This window comes from Saezia sanguinis, from assembly GCF_003991585.1.
GTDB lineage: Bacteria > Pseudomonadota > Gammaproteobacteria > Burkholderiales > Burkholderiaceae_C > Saezia > Saezia sanguinis.
In genome coordinates, this window is record NZ_PQSP01000002.1 from 543,774 (window position 1) to 561,544 (window position 17,771).

The window sequence follows — 17,771 nt, forward strand, 5'->3', positions numbered from 1 at the left end:
GAGAGGAGTAATATAAATGGGGCAAAATGGAACACAAGGGACAACAGCACAAGTTACGACAGGTTCAGCGAATACCACGCCTAATACAACAGTAGAGCAAGCAATTACACGAATAGAGGCAACAGTTGAATATCATATTTATACGAGCGGCAGCATTAAATATAAATTAATAGATAACACAGGTGATGATAAAAAAAGAACAAGTCAGGAATTAAAAAACGCAAGAACGAAAGCCAAATATATCTATCACGATTCCAATAGTACGGAACATGATTTAGGTACATACGATATTACTGCAACGAAAAACACCTATACAAATTATGGGGATCAATTAAAAGGGGATAAGATTTATTTAATTGATATTAATGATATCAATAATTATCAAAGCACAGATGGTAAGGTTAAGTTTTCTTTGGCAATGAATACGACTCGTCCTTATGCAAATGATGTGACAACTGCCTCTTTATTGGGTGCGATGCTTAATACGGGTTATACAGATTTTAACTTTAATGGAGGAAGTAATAATAAGGGAGAGTCGCCAGCACCAAGCACAAGCCATAAAAACGGAACAAACCTTGATATGCGCTACTTGAGAACTGACAAATCAGGCAATATGGTTTATCTTGATAAAAATGATGAAACTGGAGATCCATGTGGCTGGAAAGGGTTGGATGTTGATCGTCAAAATACATTTATTAAAGAGTTAAATACTTTTGGCTGGAGTGATATTAAGGGATGGGAGTATTGGGACAGCACGAATAGTCCTGATACCGCAACAGAATGGAATACATGGTATACCCAATGGAAAAAAGATAACCCAAATGAAACAGAAAAACCTATTTTAAAAAATATAAAGCACTTAGCAAACCACAATCATCACATCCATTTACAAAGTTACAGCCCAGCGTTAGAAGAAATATCATGATAAATAAAAAACACACAATAAAATTAATTAAATACCTTCATTTCATATTTATTTTGTTGTTTTCGATAGGATGTACTCATGCAACAATTAACCAACCGTTAGCTTTTCCCATTGAGTCAAAACAATTCACGCACTATTACAACCAAGCTCCTGGTGTATATGAGTTTTATCTTAAGCCAGAGTACCAAGGGAAAGTTATAAATTTCGATACACAGGAAACCAAAGTACCCATTAAAGGTGCGCACTTTGGCAATAATGTCGTTACGGCAAGTTTACATTATTTTGAACTAGGTCAATTTGAACTTGATGGATATTTATTTAAACTCATTATCTACAACCGTAATGATGATTCAGATATTGTGCTGTTAAACATTCAATTAAATAGCTACGCCCCGAATGGACAACTCATTGATGCTCTTTTATTAGATAGCCGATTCGGATTTGAAGAATTTGAACGATTCTCTGAGTTCACCATCAATCAAGATGTTATCACTATTGATAGCTATATCACTTATATTACAGAAGTGATTGATGGTGGGGAGTTAGGCAACAAAATTGAAAATCCTCTTCCTCAGCCCTTTATACAAGAGGAATACCAAATTAATAATGGCATTTTCAAGCTAATGTCACGGACAGAATTTTAACAGTTTTACAGGGATGTTTATATTATGGGAAAAGGAACACCAAGCGATAGCAAAACTCAAAGTGCAGATAATAAGGCTGGAACAGGGCAAACAACTCCTGGTACAAATAGTACAAAACCAGAAAACGTCATATCGCAATGTATTAGCGAAAAATTACCTTATTTTGTGATGATGGCTTATCATGACCCTGATAAGCCCGGTAAATCAGAAGCCTTTAGGGTAGCCGCTGAGTTCAAGAAAAAGCGCCTCAAACAAATTTATCCCAAAGCAATCATTGATGTAGAAGATAAAGTAACTCATACAGCAGATTTTATCAGTATCCTGAATGGCATTGGTGAAAAGATAAAAAATTGCCCTAACTATTTATTGAAAGAAGTTCATTTTTTTGGACATAGTAATTTTGACATGCTATTTTTCCATGGTAAAGGTGATAATCTTACTTACGGCAAGCTCAAGGAACTTAATCCTTTACCATGGGATAATGACTATTTAGATGCAGCTTTAGTTTTACATAGCTGTCGTTCGTCAAGGTTTGAGGATCAAGAGGAAGATAAGGATATAAGAGCTGAAAAATGTATTGCCAACGCTCTTTCCAAACATTTAAATGCAAAAGTTGTGGGGCAAGTAACATTTGCAACCAATAATACGGGAAAGACTGTGAATGACTGGAAATACAGAAATAGCGCTCTAAAAAATCAGTGGGAAATTGATTGGTTTACCATGAATCCAAATATCGTACTTTGGGCTTATGCAGCAGGGACAAGTGTTCAAGCCACTCATGGGAACTCAGAAGAATATAAAAAATTTTTAACCTATCAAACCCATTATATAAGAGGAGTGAGATATACAACATCTGAGTCTAATAACCAAATTTGGCCTTGCCGTGCATTTCAGCCTGGAAGAACATTTGAACGTGTGGTTGAAAAAGACAAGTTTAACCGCTTTGATTTGATATATATCTAAATAACCCACTTGGAGAGCGATATTGTGATATTGAAGCTAAGGAAAAGAATATTTTTTTCATTCTGCCTTCTTATTATCGTACTCCTTATAGCTTCTATTTTTATTAGAAAGGTTCACATGGACTATCAAATTAAGCCCTCTTCATTACCACAACAGCAGCTTTGGACAATAGAGCATGCACAGGGTGTACTGGAGAATGCCTATTATATAGGAATTCCGAGGGTTGAAGATAAAGTGGCACTACTGGCATTGGTGAGGCAGGCCTGGCAATGGGATAAGAATGCAATGATTCAATATGTTGAGATTCTTAACAGTGAAATGATCTATCCTCCAGATGAAGATGAGTCACTTGATCACTTTTTAATAACATACCGTGAACAGATTGTGGGCAGTAATGGGGATTTACTCAATGAACCTCCTATACTAAGATTACCTTATTGGGATTTTATGCAGATTTTAGCTAGTAATAAGTATCCCTATCCTGCAAAACGATTAGCAGGAAGAATGCTCGGAAACAGTGGAAAAGATGAGCAAAACAATTATCTTCCCTACAGCAAGGAAGATGCTAGTCAAATGGTAAATTATTTGCGATATAGCATTGCTGGAGGATATAGAAGTTATGAATTTTTAGCTGATACACTCCTTTTTAGAACAGGCTTTGGCAATAGAGATGAAGATCATGAATCCTTAAACCGTTTACAAAATCATGCCAGCGATTTGTCACAAGAAGAGTTACTAGAAGCAATAGAAGCCTACAAAGTATGTGCAACTCATGGATCAAGTTACTGCATGATGCGTTTATCGGAAGCCTATTTTAACGGTATTGGCTTTGAAAAAAACCTTGAACAGGCATATATATGGGCCAAGTTATCTCATCAAGCTTATGCACTATTTTTAGAAGACGCTTTGACCCAAGCCCCCCCTGACTTATGGGTTCAGCATATGTATAAAACTGTTGATACCTATAATGAGGAAATTTTAAGTCAGATTCTGCAAGAAATAAATCGAGAACAAATAGAGCTAGCTGAGGCAACTAAACAAGCCATGGAGACTAAGCTAACCTGGGACTATGAGACATGGGTAAGAGGTAGAGATCCAGTTCCCCCTATGCCTTAAGTGATTTCATTGTGCAAGGGCGCTTGATTTGGCATTTACAAAAATTTTGTAACTTCAATTCTGAAAAGTTTTCACTGTAACGAGCAAGGCCAACTTATTGAAGAATTTAATTATGAGACTGGATTCGCATTTTCAGTCGATGGTCTGATCCAAAAAATGCGCGATGAGTTTAAGGAGGACATTGCTGATACCCGATATACGCGAAGAGTGGAGCGAGGGCCGATGATTATTGGTGGTAAGGAAGTGCCATTATATGCAGTGTACATGTATGCACCAGAGCCAGGTGAGAATGTTGTCTATCAATTGATGGCTTATGTGGTTGATGGCACTACAGGTGATGTACGGTATAGCCAATACACTGACTTGCAGGCCAGTCCTGATATTCTCAATGTGTATAAGGAGTTAGTGGAAAGTCGTCAGTAATAAAAATTGAGAGGTATAAGCAGATCTGTAACCAGATCATCATCCCCTGTGATATACATTGATAACAGTCGGGACGCTGAACGTTGTGGCAGGGATCGTCAGGTGATAAGTGAAACCCTAAACAGCTGATCATGAAAAAATCCACAATCCATTATTACCATCTCTTACCCGAAGAATTACATCAGCAAGCCGATGCATTGATTGATTATCTGACCTATTTTCCTTATGAACCTCCCACTGCATGTTATTACTGTGGCAGCAGACGTTTTCATGTCAACAGCCTGTCCCAAAGCGGGATCTATTATTACAGGTGCTCTTCTTGTGATAAAGGTTTCAACCGGCTCACCGGCACGCCCTTTGTTTTGGCATGGCATAATGACAAATGGGGAGAATTTGCTTACTGGCGCTTATCCGGGCTTTCTTTGTATAAAGTGGCGCAAAAGATAGGACTCTCAGAAGCTGCGACCAAACTGCGAGATCAAAAAGTGCTGCTGATGATGAAAGCGCAAACCCCTGCGCTTTATCAATGGTGGGTAAGTCATCAAGGCAGAATGACCCGCTCAGTGTCCCCTTTGGTAAAAGCACAAAAGAAAGCATTTAAATCCTGGCTGGCTCAAACCCTGACACAGCAAAAAAGAGTATGCCCAACATGCCAAAATATCTGTAAGAAAATAAGCAGTCCATCGCTTCATTCTGATCGCCCTCAATTTTTTTGCGGAAGATGTCGTAAAGCCTTTAATCCATTGGCAGGAACACCATTTTATCGAATGGGCTTTATCGAAAAATGGAAGCCTTACTTTGATCTGATGGTGGAAGGGATCAGCCAGGCCCAAGCGGCTAAAATATTGAGGTTATCCAAACGAACCTTGATTAAGTGGGAGCGGAATTTTCTCAAACAGATGCAGCGCATGGAGTTAAATGCACTCACGCAATGGATCATGTGGCAAAAGAGCCGTCGTTACCTTGAAGCCATCAAGGAAGGGAAAGCTAAAAAACGCGCTCATTTGTGATGACTTTGACTCAATGCTAGGTAAGGGTTGTTAAACATGATGTCAGGCAATATCTTTTGTGGTTCATTAATATTTTTTACTCATTTTGAGTATACAAATAGGTATACATACTTAACAACAGTAATCCCGCCATCCCCAAACGCGTTTTTAGCAATGGCAATGCGCTTGCTGATTACGACATCACATCGTTCTAGTAGATAGTGTCGTCACGAAATACGAAGCCAAAGAGTCAGGCATCGGATCTGTACGGCAGCGACAAATGAGGACAGATTCTTTGCATAACGGGTACAACCACCTCCTAAAGGCAGACCCAAAGACCAAAAGACTCATGATCCTTTATCGGCTCAACTTTTCGGTTTAGTCGTTAGGAAAATACGTACTGAAAAAGGAATTTGGCAGGAGGATCTGGCAAACATTGCGATTATTGAGCGGGCTCGTTTAGGTAGGATCGAGTGCGGGGGAGCGTTCACCGTTGCAACCACTGATTCTAAAAATAGCCAAGGCGCTGGACGTAAGCGCTGATTGTCTATTGGATCAAACCGAGTTGTTGCTTTCTCAGAAGGTAAGCTCAAAAAAGTGCATAAAAAGCAATGACTGACATGCCAAAAAGTTTTGTCTGAGTCGTTAATAGAAAGTAGTTTAATTTTGGTAAGACCAGAGCTTTAGTTGGTTGAAGCGGTTTTGTGAGTTATTTACATTATAGTTAAATACCAGAGTTATTCAGGATAATAAAATAAAAAGGATAAGTATGGTGCAAACTGATTTGCGTTTCAGTTTTGAAGCGGGCAAAAATAACGAAGAGAGTGAAACCACGCCCATAACATTTGATGTGGTTGAATTCAAGCTTGAAGAAGCACTCAATGAACCATTTGTCCTTGAAATTGAACTTCTAAGTTCAGATGCCAATATCAATTTTGACAAGCTGTTGGATCAGCCGGCACTTTTCACCATCTGGCAAGGTGGCACAGCGGTGCGCTATGTACGTGGACTCATATCAAATTTCAGCCAGCGCGAAACTGGATTCAGAAGAACCCGTTATCACGCAGTCGTCGAACCCATGCTCTCCCGCACCCGACTCTATTCTGACTGGGAAATCTTCCAGCAGCAAAGCGTGCCCGAGATCGTGGGCAAAGTGCTCAAGGCTGACCGGGTGGACAACTACATCCTGAACGCGCAACAACCCCATTTGAGCCGCGAATTCTGCGTGCAGGCCGACGAGACCGACCTCCAGTTTATCCAGCGCTTGCTGGCCGAAGAGAGTTTTGTGTACCGGTTTGAACATGGTGAGCAGAACCACCAGTTGCTCATCACCGATGTCATTCAGACATTCGGTTCATTGTCTAGTACAGAGGATACTGAGGGACAAGAAGACAATGCACCTGCGGCACAGCCCGTGTTGTACCAGCCCAACCCGGCAGGAGATCGTCCACAACCGGCGCTGCGCACCTTTGCCTACCAGGAAAAAGTCCGCACCGCACGCCAGACCCAAAGAGACTACACGTTTAAAAACCCGCGTTACGACCAGCAGCAGATGAGTATCGGACGTCATATGCCCGCGCAGTCCACAGAGTATGAACGCTACGACTATCCGGGACGTTATAAACAGGATAGCGTGGGCGTGCCGTTTACCCGCACGCGATTGCAGTCCTTAAGAAGAGACGCCAGAACTGCGACAGCCAGCGGGGATGATGCCAGAATCCAACCTGGCGTGGCGTTTGAGCTTACCGGTCATCCCAGAGGCGACCTCAACACCTTTTGGCGGCCTGTCAGGGTGGAGCACAAGGGCCAGCAGCATACCAGCGGCGAAGAAGAAGCGGCCAGTGCGCAGGTCAGCACGCATTATGAGCAGACAGCGGAGCTTGTTCCCGCTACCACTGAGTGGAAAGCAGAAATCCCACCGAAACCACACCTGCATGGGCCCGAGATCGCCCATGTGGTTGGGCCTGTGGGAGAGGAAATATTCACCGATGAATACGGGCGAGTTAAAGTGCAGTTCCCGTGGGACAGAATTGGTGGCTTTGATGAACACAGCACCTGCTGGATACGGGTGGCGCAGAACTGGGCCGGGGCCGGCTGGGGTCATATGGCATTACCCCGCGTGGGACAAGAGGTAATTGTCGATTTCCTGGATGGTGACCCGGATCAGCCGATTATCACCGGGCGCACCTATGACGCCAACCATCCCACCCCCTACAGGCTGCCGGCACTCAAAACCCAGCAGACGGTCAAAAGTAAGGAGCATAAAGGAACAGGCTACAACGAACTGCTGATCGATGACACGACCGGAGAAATCAAAACCCAGCTCCATTCTACTCATGGAGCCACGCAATTGACGCTGGGTTATCTGACCCATCCTAGAAGAAATGACGGCACCGGGGATGGCAGAGGCGAAGGGTTTGAGTTACGCACAGATGACTGGGGAGCTATCCGTGCGGCCAAAGGCCTTTATATCTCCACCGACGAAAGACAAAACGCTCAGGGCAAACAGCTCGACCTCCAGGAAGCCATCGACAACCTCCAAAATGCTTTGGGCATTGCCCAACAACTTGCCCAGGCGGCTCAAACCGCTAAAGCCATTCCTGCTGAAGTACAAGATCAGCGGCAGCAACTTCAAGAAGTTTACACTGACCTGAAGGCTTCAGGCATACTCAGCAATTCGGTGGCAGGCACGGCGCTTGCCAGCACCCGTAGTGCCCAGGTCAGCGCTAACCAGCATGTGACCATCACGTCCGGCAAAAACACTGATGTGAGCGCAGCGAAAAACCTCACGGCTACAGCTGCAGATGCTGTCTCCATCGTTGCGGTTCAGCAGGGAATGCAGCTTATTGCCAACCAGGGCATGATGCAAGTACAGGCGCAGCATGGTGAGATGAACATCATTGCCGACAAAACCCTCAAAATACTCAGCACCCACGGCAAAACAGAAATCGCGGCCCAAAAAGAGTTGCTGCTCACATGCCAGGGCGCATACATTAAGCTCAGTGGTGGGCGCATAGAAATTGGGGGCACAAAACTCGATTTGAAAGCACCATTTAACGCAACAGGGTCAGCCACCATCAATTACGCCATGCCAATGTTCACACCGGCAAAAGCCGCCTTCAATCTGACGGGAACACCGCTGGAGCAGCACGAGCAGACTCTCACTAGATGCAGGTTTTTCCTGTTCTCAGAATAAAATAAAAACATCAGAAAAACCAAAAAGAACACATCAAATTCAGGGTAGCATGATGAGATTACAGTATCCTTTCTTAAAAGCACCAAACGACGCGTCTTACAGTTCCAAAGAACTGTTTGACATCCTGGCGCAGGAAACCTCGGGGCATTACCTCTTGGGCAACCATGATTTCTGGCATGGCGGTATTCACTTCACCGATCAGGTACATGAAGAATTCAAAAACACGCCTGTGAGAAGCATTGCAGATGGCACAGTGGTCGCGTACCGGATCAATAAACGCTACCCCATGGTGTACGTTGATCGCCCCGATAAAAAGATATGCGAGTTTTACCGCTACGCCACTTCATTTTGCCTGATCAGGCACGAATACGAATCCACGGTTGACGCCAACCCGATCCGCCATACGCCTGTGGCACCTGCTACGCCTCAGGGCTGGGTCGGAAAAACCATTGTGTTTGAGCGCAGTGTCACTGCTCGCAACCCTACCGCCAGAACCGATCAGGATGCTGGTTACAACCTCAAAGTTGAAATTCCCTCCGGCAGCAAAGCCACCATTACTGCTGTGGATGCGGATGGCTATGTCACTGCGACGATGAGCTATTTTGGCGAAAATATTGTTATGAGCGGTTCCAGAGGATGTAGAAGTGGTGTAACAGTCAGTTCATTGAGTAATAAAAAACGACCTTTAGTTGAAAATGTTGATCCAGAAGAACTTTCAATTGGAGAGGATGTTTACTTCAAAGCCTTTGATGGCAACATCATGCAGGGCGCAGGACGCGGGTTGTTTACAGAAGACATCCCTGCTCCAGCAGCCAATGCTGCCGCAACTACCACAGGCAATGCCAACAACAGCAATACACTGACGTTTTACAGCCTGTACATGCACCTGCTGCCATTTGAAGCCTATGAAGGCAAGACTTTTGTCAAAGTCAGCAGCAGCCAGTTTGAAGCGCTTACAGAGCCCAAGGATGGTGCGTCTTTTGTTGCATCCCCCAAACCACCTGTTGGTACACTTTATGAAGTTGTCGGGCAAAAAAATGATGGCGGTTTGGTATTTCTATTAGGCTACTGTGTCGATGCCCAGGGCAACCGCACCAGCACCATCCCGGTCTGGTTTAAAGAGGGCGTTACAAATACCGCGGGGGGCTATCAGGCACATGTGGCTCCCCACAGCATTGTCAACATACAAACAAGGAAGAAAGAACCCCTGTTCTGGCAGGACAACGCTACCATAGAAGCCACGGTCTTGGAAGATAGCGATGCCAAACAAATCTTTGTCCATGAACTTGACACTGCCCAGTCTCCTATAGGACTCAAATACACAGTTGAACTCAAGTCCGGCAGCATCTTTACTTATAATCCGCAAACCGATAAAAAAACAGAGTCGGTCACATTGACAGAACTGACTACAGGGGGTGTCAGCAAGAGTGTCAAAACAGTGACCTATATGAAATGCCGCCTGATCCAGAACTTGAGCGCTAACCAGATACCGGAAACCTTCTATCTCATCTGGGATGAAGATACCCAAAAAAGACTCTCCTTAAGAGTCACGCCACATGAGTTTGAGACCGTAGTCAACTGTAACATCCCGATCAAAGCAGGAGAAACAGTAGGTTATCTGGGCGCGTATGAAACTCCAGTTGACCGTGATGGGGGTATAAGAAGCAAACACCAGCTTCATTTTGAGATATTCAGTTGTGAAGAACCTGCCCAAATTAAAAAATTCCTAGAAAACGATGCCAACGTCAAAACAGGCAGGCGTTATGTCAGAATCGATCAGGGCACAGAAATCATCTTTGCAGACAACCCGCCAGCAGCCAATGCGGTGGCGGCGATTCCCGCAGCAAACCGCCTGTCACTACCCCGCCTATGGGTACGACCGGTGACAGAAATGACCATGAGCAAAGATGACCAGGATCAGGTCTGGCTGGGGTCACAGGAGTTTAATGATGCAGGCACAACAGGCTGGATCAAAGAAAACGCCAACGGTGTTCAGATACTGACCCAGCATGATCTGGCTAAACTGGGCTTTACACCTGTTGAAGAGCAAAACAGACAGGCCACAGGCTATGACGAAACCGGAGAAGTCTGGGCAGGATCGAACGAAGTCTCTGAGTTTTTTAATGACATCTACAACACCATCATAGAAGATGAGGAAATCACACCACAGGAGATCACAGACGCGTTACGGAATACAGAAGTGGCCGATCAGGTCAGAAAGATCATTCCCTATCACCCCAGTGAATGGAAAACCAATGACACCCTGTTAGGCATATTACGCAGAGTCGCCATGGATCTTGAAGAGCTGGAATTCAATTTACTTCATGCTGAAATCGAGAAGATGGAAGTGCTGGCATTTTGGGGTGATGTGAACGAGATCAAGACCAAAGACCGGGCCCATTTTTTTCATCCGATTACGTTCATTCAGTATCTGGGGCCCAATGTGGAGAAGCCCATCAAGATTGCTATTGATGCTGGGCACGGAGGCGCACTTTTAACATCTGGTAAACGTACACCTGTATTGCCTAAAATAAAAACCAATACTTCTTGGGATTTTAATGATTTAGGAACAGTAGAAGTGTACGAATGGGATTTCAATGATGTTGTCGTAAAGGCATTTATGGAGGAAATGCAGTTTTACCAAAATGTTGAAGTTAAACGCCTGGATGATGCAACTGGCCTAAAAGAAGATGTCGGTCTGACCAGTCGCATGAACATAGCTAGACAATGGGGAGCAAAGGTTTTGCTTTCTTGTCATCATAATGCTGCTGGTGGAGCAGGATGGCAGGAGGATAGGCAAAGAAATGGCAATACAATTTTTCCTTATGCAGCCACTCTGATTCATCATTCTAATGCAAGCAATACGACTAATCCGACAGTATCCAGGCGATTATCGCTAGATGTCGCCACAAGAGTGGCTAACGCTATGGGAAATAGAGACAATGGGCTTTATATCATAACAGCAGCACAACTGCCTAACTATGGTTATGTCAGAGTATGGTTTGGAAATAATCAAACTTTGTTGTATGTTGAGGGGGGATTTATGGATTCTAAAAGCGATATACAACGCCTTCTTGATAATAATCATAAACTGAATCTTGAAAAACTGAGAGCGCAGGGCAAGGCTATTGCAGAAGGTGTAGCAGCAGAGTTTGGGCTGGTCAAATTATAAAGGGACAAATATGAAGCGCGTATTATTACTCTGGTTATGCAGCATGTGTCTGGTTCTATTCGCACATGCGCAAGAAGTTAGCCCAACACCGGCTTATGAACTGGATGCAACAGCAACATCCAATGCGCCATGGAAGACAGGAGAGGTTATTCCCAATACCCGGCAGAGTATTTATGACGGGAACACTCATTATGTTTACCGGAAGTTTCTAGGTATGACGACCAGAGGCTACTACCTGGTGCAGGACTTCTATGAAGAACATGGGCAAAAACTCACCGACCCTTATGTATTGATTGACAGAGCAGATGTGGATGGGGAGGAAAATCAACGTAATAGAGTTCCACCCAAAATAGACGGCTCTTATATTAGCTGGTACCCCAATGGTCAAAAACGATGGGAAGGGCTTTATATAGATGGCAAAAAAGAAGGGCTCAGCATAAGCTGGAGCAAATCTGGAAATAAATGGTCTGAAGGATATTTTAAGAATGATTTGCGTGAAGGTCTTTGGACAAGATGGTATAGCAATGGATCAAAAAAAGCAGAAGAGTGCTATATAAATGGTGTCCCAGATGGCCTATGGACTGAATGGCATGAGAATGGACAAAAAGCATCGGAAGGACATTATGCCAATGGAGAGAAAGATGGCATTTGGTTAACATGGCATCTAAACGGTAAAAAAGAATCTCAGGAGAGCTACAAAAATGGTGTGGCGAATGGCCTTTGGGGAACGTGGCATGAAGATGGGCAAAAAATGTCAGGCGGCAATTACATCAACGGGCAGCGGGATGGCTTATGGAGAACATGGGATGCTAACTGGGGCATTACATCAGAGGGGCGTTATGTCAACGGAAAAGAAGAAGGATTATGGAAAAGCCGATGGTCAGAGGGCCATTTAAGCAGTGAAGGGCACTATAAGAATGGACAAATGAATGGGGCTTGGACAAGGTGGAGCCAAAATGGACTCTATGTTACTCATGAGTTTTATGATAATGGCAAGCCTATAGGAATTCATAGAACAATGGACTTGAACGGAAATCTTGTAACTGAAACTAATTACGATGAGCCGGTCAATGAGCGTAACTCATTAATATCTAATGATGTGTACTAGCTCAGACTCGAGCTGACAGTTTCTGCAGACAGAATGCAATCAAATCTAACAGTCCGCTATGAGCGAATTGCGGACATTGGACTTTCCAACCTTACAAGGTAACCTAGTTTGCAAGGTTAGTGACCTTGCACGGTCACACTAATAAGTTGTTATGCGAAAAGAACAGGAACAGTATAAATGAACTGGATTGGTTCACGGTGGTGGAAATTCGACTTCCACAATCACACTCCGGCATCGGATGATTATGGGAAAGGCCCTGACCAGGCCCAGTATAAGCAGATCTCTCATAAGGATTGGCTGCTCAACTACATGCGGCAAGGCATCGATTGCGTCGCGGTGACGGATCACAATTCAGGCGCCTGGATTGATCCACTCAAGCAGGCACTCCAGGAGCTGGCATCTGAAGGTCATGCGGATTATCGACCGCTCTACCTCTTCCCAGGCGTTGAGCTTACCGTTCAGGGGAATATCCATATTCTGGCCATTTTCGGCCAAGACAAGACAACCTCTGATATCGACTCACTGCTCGGTGCGGTCAAGTATCGCGCCACCAAGGGAAAGAGCGACGGCTGTTCTGAATGCTCTGCAGTTGAGGTGATTGACGAAATTTCCAGGTCAGGCGGGCTTGCAATACCTGCCCATGTCGATCAGGCCAACGGACTTTTTACGGTCTGTACCGGCAACACACTGGAGCAGGTGCTCGACAACAAATGTGTCTTTGCCGTGGAGGTAACGGACCTTGCTCAGGCAAAACCGCGGCTCTACCTCGGCAAGAATTTGAATTGGGCAGAGGTTCTTGGAACCGATTCCCATCATCCGTCCGGTACCGGAGGTCAACACTACCCTGGTAGCCATTTCACCTGGGTAAAAATGTCGGAGCCATCCTATGACGGATTACGGCTGGCGCTCATTGATGGGGCTCTTTCACTGAAGCGGTCGGACCACTTTACTGGTGACCCCAATACCCATGGACAACTCGCCATCGAAAGCATCGTGGTTGACGATGCGAAGTACCTGGGTCAAGGGCAATCTTTATCCTGTCAATTGACCCCCTGGCTCAACACCATCATTGGTGGACGAGGCACCGGGAAATCGACTTCGTTGGAGTTCCTGCGGATTGCTCTCAAACGGAAGGGAGAAATCCCCAAGAGCCTTGAAAAGGAATTTACCAAATACAGTCAAACGTCGAAAGACCGCCAGGATGAAGGGCTGTTAAAAGATACCACGAAAATTACCGTCGGCTTTCGAAAAGACGGTGGCCGCTTTCGAATCACTTGGTCTAACACCGGCGACAGATACGCCATAGAGGAAGAGACCGCTTCCGGAATCTGGAGCGCTTCCGAGGGGGACATAGCACAACGATTTCCTGTCAGGATTTACAGCCAGAAGCAGATTTTCGAACTGGCGAAACATCCCCAGGCACTCTTGCAGGTTGTCGATGATGCCCCGGAGGTCAATCATCGTGATTGGAAACTTAAGTGGGAGGAACTTGTTTCCAAATATCTCTCGATTCGTGCCCAGGAGCGTGAAGTTCAGGCCGGACTTCAGGAGGAATCGGTAACCAAAGGTCAGCTTGAGGACGTCAAACGCAAGCTCGATGTTTTTGAAAAGGCGGGCCACGCGGATGTCCTTAAGGCTTACCAGCTCAGACAGAACCAGAGCAAGGCTATCGATTCCTGGGGAAGGACTTGGGAAGGTTCCGCCGAACAGGTCCGGGACATTTCAGGAAGCCTGTTGCCACCAGAATTGGATTTACAGCATTTCGACGTTGGGAATGCGGATGACAAAGAACTCATCGATACTACCGCGGGCATCCGTGCGACGTTTGAGAAACTCCAGAGAGAGATGAATTCAATCGCGCAGCAGATTGATGATGCGAAGAGCGCATGGAATCAAGAGCGGCCAGACCTGGAAATATCGAAAAAAATCACAACGGCGAACCAGGAATACACCGATCTCCTCAGTCAACTCAGCGCAGTAGATGCGGGAGATCCATCAGCATATGGTGTTCTGGTTAAGCAGCGGCAAGATCTCGAAGATAAGCTCGAGGGATTCAACAAAAAGAAAGAAACTCTTGCGCAGCATCAGAAGAGCGCGGAAGAGTGCTTGGCCAAGCTCCATGAGCATCGGGTCGAGATAACCAAGCTTCGCGAGGACTTTCTCAGGAAGACCCTCGTCGGCAATTCATATGTACAGATCAATGTCATTCCGTTTGGAAACAAGCTCACGGTTGAGGAAGAGTTCCGTAACCTGATCGACCGCGGCAATGGCGGCTTTGACCGCGACATTGGGGTAGTTGACGGGGATGAGGGCTTGCTGGCTAGTCTAACGCAAGATCAATCCAGAACTATGGATGATAAAATTAAGACATTGAAATCATTGCTACTTGCAATCTATGCGAACGATACTACAACGGTGGCTTCCTCCAAAGATCGACGCTTTGTATCCCACATTCAGGGGCTAACTCCGGAACAGATAGATCGAATTCAATGCTGGTTTCCAGGTGATTCTCTGGATATCAGATATAGCCTTAAAAACGGCGAGAGCTTCAAACCCGTAGAGCAAGGATCGCCGGGGCAAAAAACTGCTGCTCTCCTTGCATTTATCCTTTCATATGGCAATGAGCCTCTCGTACTTGATCAACCTGAGGACGACCTTGACAACCACTTGATCTATGACCTGATCGTGACGCAATTGCGGGAGATCAAACAGAGACGGCAGGTTTTAGTGGTCACGCACAACGCCAACATCGTCGTGAATGGTGACGCGGAAAACGTCATTGCCCTTGATATTAGGTCTGGCCAAACCAGAATTGTGACGCAAGGGGGGCTTCAAGAGCCTTCCATACGTGATGAGATATGCCGAGTGATGGAAGGTGGCAGAGAGGCTTTTACCCAAAGATATAAACGAATCAATGCAGTAATCACATAAAAAGGCGCTGCACTCGGACGGCAATTCCGCTACGCTCAATTGCCGCCGGTGCTTGGTTGTTAACGTCCGCTTTTGGCACGAAATAAGCAAGAATGGTTGCTCATATAAATTCATTGTTTAGACTAAAAAGTGATCAGCATTTTTCACTCAGTCTGAGCGAGAAGCTGACGTAGGGCAGCCTATTACAATTTCAACACAACTTAAAAATCAGACAACAGGCATAGGATACCATCCTTGCCGGTCAGCGCTTTCCCTTGCTGAAGCGCTTTAAGGGCCTGATCAAAATCTAAAGCTTGGGTCACTTTCTTTCTCTATGACTTCCAAGTAAGGGTTATTAAACGGGATCTCAGGCAAAATGGTGCTTGGATCTCGTAACAGATAACCATGAACCCTTCTGGTTTTACGAGGGCCAGTGACCAGACATGTCCAGATATTTAGCCCATTAGCCTGTTTTTTGTGGACTTTGGTTCGTTCAAACTGCCGCTGTACATAACGCCAATCCTGAACTCCCTGTGCTTTGGCCAGTTGACGGATTTCAGGGAACTCCTGTACATACCTGTGAAAAATACCCGGACTGACAATATAGATCGTGTCGGCTACTGTATGTACCAGTGCTTTAGGCTCGTTAATGGTAATTTTTCTGCTCAGAATAGAATCAAGTAACCAGGTATTAAAAGACTCTCCAGAAGACTCTACTGCATTTGTTGATGGATTTTTAGGCGTTGTTTCTGGCACAGTAGCGTGATCTGTATGAACTGGTTGTTCGGATACACCTTCATCTGTTTGAACATCTTCCAGTAAATCAAATACAACATTCAATCCTGCTGTTGTTGCATGGGGCTCAACTGGGGACGCCGGCGGCGGTGTTGAAGTGGATACGACGTTCATCGTATCCTGTTGTACGGCTGCTTTATAAATAGGTTGTTCCAGTTTGGGTGTCACTGTTCCAACAAAGGGAGCAGGGCGTTCATCAGACTGCTGCCAGATGAGCGTTGGCGCAATTTTCAGAAACGTAAATGTATTGGACCAGCCGTTCTCATTGTTGACGGTTGCAGACCATATCGCTTTGTCATCAGGGGTAGGCTGCGCGATGCCGTGTTCTTGCAGCACATTAAATACGGCTGTATTGCTGCTGGGAATACCGTCTATGCCTTGCGCCAACAGATGAGCTCTCAATTTGTCTGATACGGTTTTACTAACGAGCCACAGTGCATCGTTAGTGAGCCAGCCATCGGACGCCTGGGGTTGATTCAATTTCAACGAATCTTTTAGCAGGAAACGCAAACCGTCGAGCAACTTGCGTTGTAGCGCGTGTTTGGGGGTGGTCAGTGCTTTGGCCGGATCACCGCCAAGTTCCTGTGCAACAGAGGCTTGATCGGCCTTTACGACCAATTCACCGAGTATGCCAGCATGTTCATTCTGGCCTGCCATCACAAACAGGAACGATGACCATAGTTCTGGAAAACGGCTGAGCCAGTCCAGGATAAAACTGTCCAGAATCTCCGTGTAAAGTAAGCCTGATGCCGCTGAGTGAAGGCGGTATTGTCGGTCTTTTTTATAAGAAAAGCGGTACGGTTGGCTTAAAGGGCCGTTCCACGGGTGCCAGATCTGTCCATCTTTGCATTCAACGTGCAGATCGACGGCAATTTTGCCTATATCATGCAAAAGTGCTGCATAGGCAATTCCCGCAGTCCATGCGTCAGCCTGAGCAGATTGTGTCTCTGGTGATGAGCCAACTGGCAGTAGATGAGACTGACGCAATTTAAGGGCGTATGCAATGATTTCCAGCCCATGATCGAGCATACCTCCTGAATACGCATGGTGGTGCGATTCCGAGGCCGGAAATTGCTGTACTAATGATGCATAACGCTTGATTGGCTGTACATACAATAGGTCAAACTGGGTACGGGAAACGGATGTCCTTTGCCAGATGTGCGACAAAATCTTGTCCCGGCGGGGTGTTGCAAGTAATGCATTAGCCGATTGCGGTACGATAAACCGGCTTTTAATTTCTACTGAAGGTGGGGGAGCCAACGGTGGGATGGATGGTGGATGAAACAGTTTTTTAACGAATGATAAAAGCATATATTCTCCAATAGAACGATGTACGTTGGCCTTTTCCTTTTGTGGTTTAGACCTTTTTAAGGTAGAAGCCATTGCTTTAGCAATGGCACCTTTGCCCTTATTCCCATTCCATTAAATAAGCCTTTTGAGCCATTTAGTGCGGTTATGCCTTTTTAACAAATGATGGTGGAGAGGTGGTTAAAAAATGGATATTGACGGTGACGATTTCGTGTTGTATGT

The 17,771-nt window shown here is 45.3% G+C and carries 11 protein-coding genes and 1 pseudogene; 10 read left to right on the top strand and 2 right to left on the bottom strand.

Annotated features, from left to right (window positions below; genetic code table 11):
• Positions 1 to 16 precede the first annotated feature (16 nt).
• From CUZ56_RS06455 to CUZ56_RS06480, 6 genes are all read left to right on the top strand, one after another.
• Positions 17 to 925, top strand: a complete 909-nt coding sequence (locus CUZ56_RS06455) for a hypothetical protein (RefSeq protein ID WP_126979381.1) — start codon at positions 17 to 19, stop codon at positions 923 to 925.
• Positions 922 to 1,569 (top strand): hypothetical protein, encoded by a 648-nt coding sequence (locus CUZ56_RS06460; protein ID WP_126979383.1) that lies wholly within the window; start codon positions 922 to 924, stop codon positions 1,567 to 1,569. Before CUZ56_RS06455 ends, CUZ56_RS06460 begins: the two co-directional genes overlap by 4 nt.
• Before the next feature lie 24 nt (positions 1,570 to 1,593).
• On the top strand, positions 1,594 to 2,532 hold the full coding sequence (locus CUZ56_RS06465; protein WP_126979385.1) for a hypothetical protein: 939 nt from the start codon (positions 1,594 to 1,596) through the stop codon (positions 2,530 to 2,532).
• A 117-nt stretch (positions 2,533 to 2,649) separates the two neighbouring features.
• The gene (locus CUZ56_RS06470) at positions 2,650 to 3,648 is read left to right on the top strand and encodes a hypothetical protein (protein WP_126979387.1); all 999 of its coding nucleotides are present in this window, start codon (positions 2,650 to 2,652) and stop codon (positions 3,646 to 3,648) included.
• Positions 3,649 to 3,804: 156 nt separating this feature from the next.
• Complete coding sequence (locus tag CUZ56_RS06475) at positions 3,805 to 4,071, top strand: hypothetical protein (RefSeq protein ID WP_126979389.1); 267 nt, start codon at positions 3,805 to 3,807, stop codon at positions 4,069 to 4,071.
• A gap of 131 nt (positions 4,072 to 4,202) precedes the next feature.
• Complete coding sequence (locus CUZ56_RS06480) at positions 4,203 to 5,081, top strand: IS1 family transposase (RefSeq protein WP_126979391.1); 879 nt, start codon at positions 4,203 to 4,205, stop codon at positions 5,079 to 5,081.
• Positions 5,082 to 5,287: 206 nt separating this feature from the next.
• On the opposite strand, the pseudogene CUZ56_RS06485 reads toward CUZ56_RS06480, so the two are convergent.
• A pseudogene (locus tag CUZ56_RS06485) lies at positions 5,288 to 5,377 on the bottom strand (IS5/IS1182 family transposase); the annotation flags it as partial.
• Positions 5,378 to 5,829: 452 nt separating this feature from the next.
• Here CUZ56_RS06485 and CUZ56_RS06495 point away from each other — a divergent pair.
• The 4 genes from CUZ56_RS06495 to CUZ56_RS06510 all read left to right on the top strand — a co-directional run bounded on the left by CUZ56_RS06495 (position 5,830) and on the right by CUZ56_RS06510 (position 15,467).
• On the top strand, positions 5,830 to 8,256 hold the full coding sequence (locus CUZ56_RS06495) for a type VI secretion system Vgr family protein (RefSeq protein ID WP_126979393.1): 2,427 nt from the start codon (positions 5,830 to 5,832) through the stop codon (positions 8,254 to 8,256).
• 49 nt (positions 8,257 to 8,305) lie between these two features.
• Positions 8,306 to 11,428, top strand: coding sequence for an N-acetylmuramoyl-L-alanine amidase (locus CUZ56_RS06500; protein ID WP_126979395.1), 3,123 nt, complete (start codon positions 8,306 to 8,308; stop codon positions 11,426 to 11,428).
• Between the two features lie 10 nt (positions 11,429 to 11,438).
• Positions 11,439 to 12,536, top strand: a complete 1,098-nt coding sequence (locus tag CUZ56_RS06505; RefSeq protein ID WP_126979397.1) for a toxin-antitoxin system YwqK family antitoxin — start codon at positions 11,439 to 11,441, stop codon at positions 12,534 to 12,536.
• A gap of 177 nt (positions 12,537 to 12,713) precedes the next feature.
• A complete protein-coding gene (locus CUZ56_RS06510) occupies positions 12,714 to 15,467 on the top strand; it encodes a TrlF family AAA-like ATPase (protein WP_126979399.1) in 2,754 nt (917 codons plus the stop codon).
• Between the two features lie 279 nt (positions 15,468 to 15,746).
• On the opposite strand, the gene mobH is transcribed toward CUZ56_RS06510, so the two are convergent.
• Positions 15,747 to 17,552 (bottom strand): MobH family relaxase, encoded by a 1,806-nt coding sequence (gene mobH / locus CUZ56_RS06515; protein WP_126979695.1) that lies wholly within the window; start codon positions 17,550 to 17,552, stop codon positions 15,747 to 15,749.
• Between the last annotated feature and the right edge of the window lie 219 nt (positions 17,553 to 17,771).